Origin of the sequence: Mesorhizobium sp. M7A.F.Ca.US.006.04.2.1 (genome assembly GCF_004022915.1) — a bacterium.
In the GTDB taxonomy this organism is placed as follows: Bacteria; Pseudomonadota; Alphaproteobacteria; order Rhizobiales; family Rhizobiaceae; genus Mesorhizobium; species Mesorhizobium ciceri.
The window spans coordinates 1-6827 of sequence record NZ_RZQA01000292.1; the positions used below are offsets into that span (position 1 = coordinate 1).

Consider the following 6827-nt stretch of genomic DNA (forward strand, 5'->3'; position numbering starts at 1 on the left):
GATTAGATCTGATTGTGAGGCTCTGATGGATACAAAAGTAATCACCGCTCACGTTCCGCTGCCGCTGGCTGAAAAGGTAGATCAACTGGCTGCCCGCCTTGAGCGCCCACGCGGCTGGATCGTCAAACAAGCTCTTTCCGCGTGGGTGGATTTGGAGGAGGAGCGCCGACGGCTCACGCTTGAAGCAATGGCCGATGTCGACGCAGGACGGGTCATCGATCACCAGGCCGTGCAGGCGTGGGCTGAGAGTCTTGGTACCGACAAGCCACTGCCGGTGCCTCGTTGATGGAGTTGAAATGGACCAACAAGGCTTTGTCCGACTTGGTCCGGCTACATGATTTTCTCGTGCTAGCAAATGGCCCGGCGGCCGCACGTGCCGTGCAGTCGCTTATTGCCGCGCCGGCACGGTTGGTCGAATATCCGCGCATCGGTGAGAGACTGGAAGAGTTCGAACCACGAGAAGTGCGTCGCATTTTGGTAGGCAGCTACGAAATTCGTTACGAGATACAGAACACGACAATTTCTGTGTTGCGCCTGTGGCATACGCGAGAGGATCGATAGGACAGGAGTCCATCCAGCAATCTTCCGCTTGCGATGAACCCGGCTTCGGCCTAAGTCACCGGCAACTCCCCGGAGACTTTTATGGCTGGTACATCCCAACACGGCAAAGCCTTCATTCGTCCGAAGGCGAAGGCGCATCTGCTCATTGTCGAAGCGCGCTTTCATGACGACCTTGCCGACGCGCTGCTCGATGGCGCGACAAGCGCGCTCGATGAGGCGGGCGCGACTTATGACGTCGTCACCGTTCCAGGTTCGCTGGAGATCCCCGCGGTGATCACCTTTGCACTGGACGGCGCGACGGAAGGCGGCACACATTATGATGGCTTTGTCGCGCTCGGCACCGTCGTCCGCGGCGACACCTATCATTTCGACATTGTCGCCAATGAATCCAGCCGCGCGCTCATGGATTTGAGCGTGCAGGACTCGGTCTGCATCGGCAACGGCATCCTCACCACCGAGAATGACGCCCAGGCCTGGACTCGCGCCAAGCGCTCGGAAGGCGACAAGGGCGGCTTTGCCGCGCGTGCGGCGCTGACCATGATTGCCCTCAAGGAACAATTGGGAGCGCGATCGTGAGCGAACCCGCTTCGCCCGGGCAGCCCGCGATGCGCCACGCCAACAAGCGCGGCGCTGCCCGTCTGGCCGCCGTGCAGGCGCTCTATCAGATGGATGTCGCCGGCAGCGGTGTCTTCGAGATCACCGCCGAGTACGAGGCGTTTCGCCTTGGCAAGGAAGTCGACGGCGCGCTCTATCGCGAGGCCGATGCGCAATGGTTTCGCGCTATCCTGGCGGGTGTCGTCGAGAACCAGAAGACCATCGATCCGATCATCCGCCAGGCGCTGACCGAGGACTGGCCGCTGTCGCGGCTCGATTCGACGCTGCGCGCCATCCTGCGCGCCGGCGTCTACGAACTGATGAAGCGCGAGGATGTCCCGGTCGCCGTCATCGTCTCCGAATATGTCGACATCGCCAAGGCCTTCTACAAGGAAGACGAGCCGAAGCTGGTCAATGCCGTGCTCGACCGTGTGTCACGCCGGGTGCGTGGCGAGGGGCGCGGCAAGGACGCATCATGACGGCAATCGCCGTCGAGGCAGGCAGCGAGGCGCGCCGCACGGCGCTGATCCTGGCCGCATCGCAGGCGATCATCGGCTCGGCGGCCCCCATCGCCATCTCCGTGGGCGCGCTGGCCGGGCAATATCTGCTTGGCCCCGACAAATCATTGGCGACAGCGCCGATCACCGGCTTCAACATCGGCGTGGCGCTCGGCGCGCTGCCTGCAGCGGCCATCATCCGCAGAATGGGCCAGCGCGGCGGCTTCATGACCGGAACGATCGTCACGGCGCTTGGCGGCCTCGTCGCCACGCTTGCGCTTTTTCAAGGGAGCTTCTGGCTGTTTGCCTTTGGCTTGCTCACGATCGGTGTCGGCGGCGCCTTCGTCCAGCAGTTCCGCTTCGCCGCCGCTGACAACGCACCGCCGGAATTCAAGGCGCGCGCCATCTCCTTCGTGCTGGCCGGCGGCATCGTCACCGCTATCCTCGGGCCGCAGATTGTCATCTTCACCCGCGAATCGCTGGCGCCGGTCATGTTTGCCGGTTCGTTCGTGTCCATCCTGCCGCTGGCCGCCGTCGGCGCCATCATCCTGTCCTTCCTGCGGCTGCCGGCGAAAGCATCCGGCAAGGTGGAGATCGCCGACAGCGACGCCAGACCACTGGCTGAAATCGTCACGCAGCCGCGTTTCGTCGCCGCGCTTTTCTGTGCGGTCGGCAGCTACGCGCTGATGAGCTTCGTCATGACGGGCGCACCGCTGGCCATGGTCGGCTGCGGACTGTCGGAGACCGACGCGACGCTCGGCATCTCCTGGCACGTCATGGCGATGTTTGCGCCAAGCTTCTTCACCGGCTCGCTGATCCATCGCTTCGGCGCCGAACGCATTGTGACCACCGGCCTGATCCTGCTCATCGGCTGCGCCATTGTCGCTCTGTCGGGCCTGGCGCTGTGGCAGTTCTGGACGTCGCTGATCCTGCTAGGCCTTGGTTGGAACTTCGGCTTCATTGGCGCGACCGCAATGGTGGCCTCCACCTACCGGCCGTCGGAAAAGGGCAAGGTGCAAGGCTTCCACGACTTCGTCCTGTTCGGCTCCGTCGCCTGCGCCTCACTGATGTCGGGCATGGTCTACAACGCCTGGGGCTGGGAGATGCTGAACTGGATAGTCTTTCCGGTCACCGTCCTGTGCTTCGTGGCGCTGGGCGCGCTGAAGCTGACGAGCGCGCGCCCGGCTTGACGCCAAACCTATGCGTCCGGCGGCAACACCTGAAGCACCCTCGCTATGAACATATGGAACTCAGCCATGTAGTTGCGCAGGAAGTCCTCGGTGGATTCGACCGTCACTTCGCCGTCGTCCGTTATCAGTCCCGGCGTGAACTGGATATAGGCTTCCGGCGCATTCATCTGGGGTGAGTTGCAGAAGCTCAGAACGCTGCGCAGGCTTTGTTGGGCGACAGCGGTTGCGATGGCGCCCGGCGATGTTCCGATGACGGCGGACGGTTTGCGCGCGAATGAATTCTTTCCATAGGGGCGGCTCGCCCAGTCGATCGCGTTCTTTAATCCGCCAGGGATCGAGCGGTTGTACTCCGGGGTAACGAACAGGACGGCCTGAACGGACGCGATCGCCTTTTTGAAATCCCGGGCGACCGGCGGGAAATCCGCATCATAGTCGTAGCTGTAAAGAGGCAGATCCCTGAAGGCGATTTCCGTCATTTCAAGTTCCGGAGGAGCCAGTTGAACGAGCGCCTTCGCGAGCTTGCGGTTGATGGATTCCCGGGCAAGACTTCCGATGAGGTAGCCGACTTTGTGTATGGCCATGACACGCTCTCCGTGTTTGCCACCCGCACTCTATGGCATTATCCGCCAGATGGCAGCAGATCGCCAGCGTCGCCTCAAAATCGGCCTTCCGAACAAAAATATTGCGCCGATCCCCCTTGTTATGAAACCGTGTGCCCCGACTGGCCGTTGAAGCCATGCTCATATGCGGTCATCGCGTTTCGGTTCATAGCTAGGGGTTCCACAATGTTTTCAGTCAAGTTTCTGGCCGGCGCGGCATTGGCGCTCGGCATCACGGTGGCTTCCGCCAATGCCCAGGTGGTTGTCTCTTCGAAGATCGACACCGAGGGCGGCGTGCTCGGCAACATCATCCAGCTCGTCCTCAACGCCAACAACATCAAGACATCAGACCGTATCCAGCTCGGCGGCACGCCGGTGGTGCGCAAGGCGATCACCGCCGGCGAGATCGACATCTATCCCGAATACACCGGCAACGCCGCCTTCTTCTTCGAGAAGGCCGACGACCCGGTCTGGAAGGATGCCGCCAAGGCCTATGAAACGGCCAAGAAGCTCGACTACGACGCCAACAAGATCGTCTGGCTGTCGCCGTCGCCCGCAAACAACACCTGGGCGATCGCGCTGCGCAAGGAAGTCGCCGAGACCAACAAGCTCGCCACGCTCACCGACTTCGGCAAATATGTCGCGGGCGGCGGTCAGGTGGTGCTGGCGGCTTCCGCCGAGTTCGTCAATTCGGCGGCTGCACTGCCGGCCTTCCAGACCACCTATGGCTTCACGCTGAAGCCGGACCAACTGATCACTCTCTCGGGCGGCGACACCGCGGCAACCATCGCCGCGGCCGCCAACCAGACCAACGGCGCCAATGCGGCCATGGTCTACGGCACCGATGGCGGCATCGCACCGTCCGGGCTCGTCGTGCTCGACGACGACAAGGGCGTGCAGCCGGTCTACCAGCCGGCGCCGATCATCCGCGAAGCGGTGCTGAAGCAACATCCCGAGATCGAGACGCTGCTGAAGCCGGTCTTCGCCAAGCTCGACCTCGTCACGCTGCAGGAGCTGAATGGTCGCGTGCAGGTCGGCGGCGAGCCGGTCAAGGGCGTCGCCGAGGACTTTTTGAAGAAGAACGGCTTCCTGAAGTAGGACGATTCCGGCGCGCCGCTTTCGTGGCGCGCCGGATCGACTGACGGGGGAGGGCGTGAACATCCGCTTCGACAAGCTCGGCGTGGTCATCGCCGCTATATCAGCCTACGCGGCTTTTGCCGCGCCCTTTGCCACGTTCCGTGCCAACCGCATCGTCCCCGGCCAGGCGCGCTCAATTCTCGAGGCGCTGCCGGCAACCACCGGGACGCTGCTGCTCGTCATGATCGTCGCCGCAGCACTCATCGCGCTGTTCAAGACACCGCTTTCGCTGCGCCTTGCCGCCGGCGTGGTGGCGCTTGCCGCGCTCGCGCTGCTGATCGGCGTCGCCGGAACATTCCTCACGCCGGAGGGCAACACCTTTGCGAGAGTTTCGCCGGCTTCCGGTTTCTGGATTCTGATCTTTGCCTTCACGCTTTTGCTCGCCGATGTGCTGACACGGCTGGACCTGTCGCCATTGGCACGAGTTGGCGTGCTTGCGGTCTCGGCTTTGGCGATCGGGCTGCTGTTGATTTCGGGAAGCTGGGACAATCTGTCGATCCTGAAGGAATATTTCAACCGCGCCGACAGTTTCTGGGCGGAGGGCTCCAAGCATGTAACGCTGGCGCTAGGGTCGCTGCTTGCGGCAGTGGTCGTCGGCCTGCCGGTCGGTATTCTCTGCCATCGCGTCGAGAATCTGCGCGCCGGCGTTCTCAACGTGCTCAACATCATCCAGACCATTCCCTCGATCGCGCTGTTCGGCCTGCTGATCGCGCCGCTCGGCTGGGTGGCCACGCATGTGCCGGGGGCTGCCGCGCTCGGCATTCGCGGCATCGGCACAGCCCCCGCCTTCGTCGCGCTGTTCCTTTATTCGCTGCTGCCGGTGGTGGCCAACACCGTGGTCGGTCTCGCTGGCGTGCCGCGCGCCGCCAACGACGCGGCACGCGGCATGGGCATGACCGACAGGCAGCGCCTGTTCGGCGTCGAGTTTCCGCTGGCTTTTCCCGTCATCCTCACCGGCATCCGCATCGTCTTGGTGCAGAACATCGGCCTCGCCACCATTGCCGCGCTGATCGGCGGCGGCGGTTTCGGCGTATTCGTCTTCCAGGGTGTGGGCCAGACGGCGATGGACCTTGTGCTGCTCGGCGCGGTGCCAACGGTCGCGCTCGCCTTTGCCGCCGCCATCATCCTCGATGCGGTGATCGAAATGACCGCCACCAGGCGCAGGGTTGAAACGGCATGATCGAGATCGAAGGCATTACCAAGCGCTATGACGCGACGACCGTGGTCGATGACGTGTCGATGGTCATCGAGCCGCGCACCATCGCCGTCATTGTCGGCACGTCCGGGTCCGGCAAGACGACGCTGCTGCGCATGATCAACCGGCTGGTCGAGCCGACCTCGGGCATCATCAAGCTCGACGGCGCCGACAATCGTTCGCTGCCCGGCTATGAGCTGCGCCGCAGCATCGGCTACGCCATCCAGGGCCACGGCCTGTTCCCGCATCGCACGGTGGCGCAGAACATTGCCACCGTGCCGGTGCTGCGCGGTTGGGACAAGGACCGCATCAAGGCCCGGGTCGACGAACTGATGACGCTCTATCAGCTTGACCCCGAAGCCTTCGGGCCGCGCTATCCGCACGAACTGTCCGGCGGCCAGCAACAGCGCGTCGGCGTTGCCCGCGCGCTCGCCGCCGAGCCCAACGTGCTGTTGATGGACGAACCGTTCGGCGCCCTCGACCCGATCATCCGCAACAAGGCGCAGGAAGATCTGCTGGCGATCCAGAAGCGCTTCGGCACCACCATCATCCTGGTCACCCACGACATGGAAGAGGCCGTGCATATGGGCGACAAGATCGCGGTCATGGATGCCGGCAAGCTGGTGCAATACGCCAAGCCCGCCGAGATCCTGGCAAAGCCGGCAAGCGCCTTCGTCGAGACCCTGGTCGGCGCCAGCGAAAGGCCGTTCCGGCTGCTGTCGCTCGGTCGGGTCCGCGATGCCGTGGAGAAGGGCTCCGCCGAAGGCGAGGCGATCCCCGGCGACGCCAGCCAGCGTGACGCGCTGGCCGAATTGTTGTGGACGGGCCGGCCGGCGCTGCCGGTCAAAGGCGCCGATGGCAAGCCGCTTGGCCGCGTCACCGTCGACGGGCTGGTGAAGCGCGCGGCGAGGCCCGCATGAAGGCCTGGCTTCCATCGCTGCTCAGACTTGCCCTGGTGATGCTGCTCGTTGCCTTCGTCACCAATCCCGGCTGGTTCGTGCCGCTGCTGAAGCCGCTGACCGAAAACAATGCGCCGGTGATCTACAACCAGGGC

At 63.5% G+C, this 6827-nt stretch carries 9 protein-coding genes and 1 pseudogene; 9 read left to right on the top strand and 1 reads right to left on the bottom strand.

Going from position 1 to position 6827, the window contains the following annotated elements; all coding sequences use genetic code 11:
* Positions 1–25 precede the first annotated feature (25 nt).
* The 5 genes from EN925_RS16950 (at position 26) to EN925_RS16970 (ending at position 2842) form a co-directional block, all read left to right on the top strand.
* Positions 26–286, top strand: a complete 261-nt coding sequence (locus tag EN925_RS16950) for a ribbon-helix-helix domain-containing protein (RefSeq protein WP_013532247.1) — start codon at positions 26–28, stop codon at positions 284–286.
* Positions 286–561, top strand: a complete 276-nt coding sequence (locus EN925_RS16955; RefSeq protein WP_024504679.1) for a type II toxin-antitoxin system RelE/ParE family toxin — start codon at positions 286–288, stop codon at positions 559–561. The genes EN925_RS16950 and EN925_RS16955 overlap by 1 nt, the downstream gene beginning before the upstream one ends.
* Positions 562–642: 81 nt before the next feature.
* On the top strand, positions 643–1137 hold the full coding sequence (gene ribH, locus EN925_RS16960) for a 6,7-dimethyl-8-ribityllumazine synthase (RefSeq protein ID WP_013532245.1): 495 nt from the start codon (positions 643–645) through the stop codon (positions 1135–1137).
* Positions 1134–1634 carry a transcription antitermination factor NusB gene (gene nusB / locus EN925_RS16965; RefSeq protein WP_128336720.1) on the top strand — a complete coding sequence of 167 codons (501 nt, stop codon included), beginning with the start codon at positions 1134–1136 and terminating at the stop codon, positions 1632–1634. The genes ribH and nusB overlap by 4 nt, the downstream gene beginning before the upstream one ends.
* Positions 1631–2842 carry an MFS transporter gene (locus EN925_RS16970; RefSeq protein ID WP_127384579.1) on the top strand — a complete coding sequence of 404 codons (1212 nt, stop codon included), beginning with the start codon at positions 1631–1633 and terminating at the stop codon, positions 2840–2842. Before nusB ends, EN925_RS16970 begins: the two co-directional genes overlap by 4 nt.
* Before the next feature lie 8 nt (positions 2843–2850).
* Here the strand turns inward: EN925_RS16970 and EN925_RS16975 are convergent, their stop codons facing one another.
* Complete coding sequence (locus EN925_RS16975) at positions 2851–3423, bottom strand: NADPH-dependent FMN reductase (protein ID WP_013532242.1); 573 nt, start codon at positions 3421–3423, stop codon at positions 2851–2853.
* A 204-nt stretch (positions 3424–3627) separates the two neighbouring features.
* Between EN925_RS16975 and EN925_RS16980 the strand changes: the two genes are divergently transcribed.
* From EN925_RS16980 to EN925_RS40735, 4 genes and pseudogenes are all read left to right on the top strand, one after another.
* On the top strand, positions 3628–4539 hold the full coding sequence (locus EN925_RS16980) for an ABC transporter substrate-binding protein (RefSeq protein WP_013532241.1): 912 nt from the start codon (positions 3628–3630) through the stop codon (positions 4537–4539).
* 55 nt (positions 4540–4594) lie between these two features.
* Positions 4595–5758, top strand: coding sequence for an ABC transporter permease (locus EN925_RS16985; protein WP_127384580.1), 1164 nt, complete (start codon positions 4595–4597; stop codon positions 5756–5758).
* Positions 5755–6693, top strand: a complete 939-nt coding sequence (locus EN925_RS16990; protein WP_127369762.1) for an ABC transporter ATP-binding protein — start codon at positions 5755–5757, stop codon at positions 6691–6693. Before EN925_RS16985 ends, EN925_RS16990 begins: the two co-directional genes overlap by 4 nt.
* Positions 6690–6827: pseudogene (locus EN925_RS40735) on the top strand (ABC transporter permease); the annotation flags it as partial. The gene EN925_RS16990 and the pseudogene EN925_RS40735, both read left to right, overlap by 4 nt.

Bases quoted from the DNA above. Each gene is read 5' to 3' on its own strand.
- EN925_RS16950 (WP_013532247.1), top strand. From the start codon at position 26: ATGGATACAAAAGTAATCACCGCTCACGTTCCGCTGCCGCTGGCTGAA.
- EN925_RS16955 (WP_024504679.1), top strand. From the start codon at position 286: ATGGAGTTGAAATGGACCAACAAGGCTTTGTCCGACTTGGTCCGGCTA.
- ribH (WP_013532245.1), top strand. From the start codon at position 643: ATGGCTGGTACATCCCAACACGGCAAAGCCTTCATTCGTCCGAAGGCG.
- EN925_RS16970 (WP_127384579.1), top strand. From the start codon at position 1,631: ATGACGGCAATCGCCGTCGAGGCAGGCAGCGAGGCGCGCCGCACGGCG.
- EN925_RS16975 (WP_013532242.1), bottom strand. From the start codon at position 3,423: ATGGCCATACACAAAGTCGGCTACCTCATCGGAAGTCTTGCCCGGGAA.
- EN925_RS16980 (WP_013532241.1), top strand. From the start codon at position 3,628: ATGTTTTCAGTCAAGTTTCTGGCCGGCGCGGCATTGGCGCTCGGCATC.
- EN925_RS16990 (WP_127369762.1), top strand. From the start codon at position 5,755: ATGATCGAGATCGAAGGCATTACCAAGCGCTATGACGCGACGACCGTG.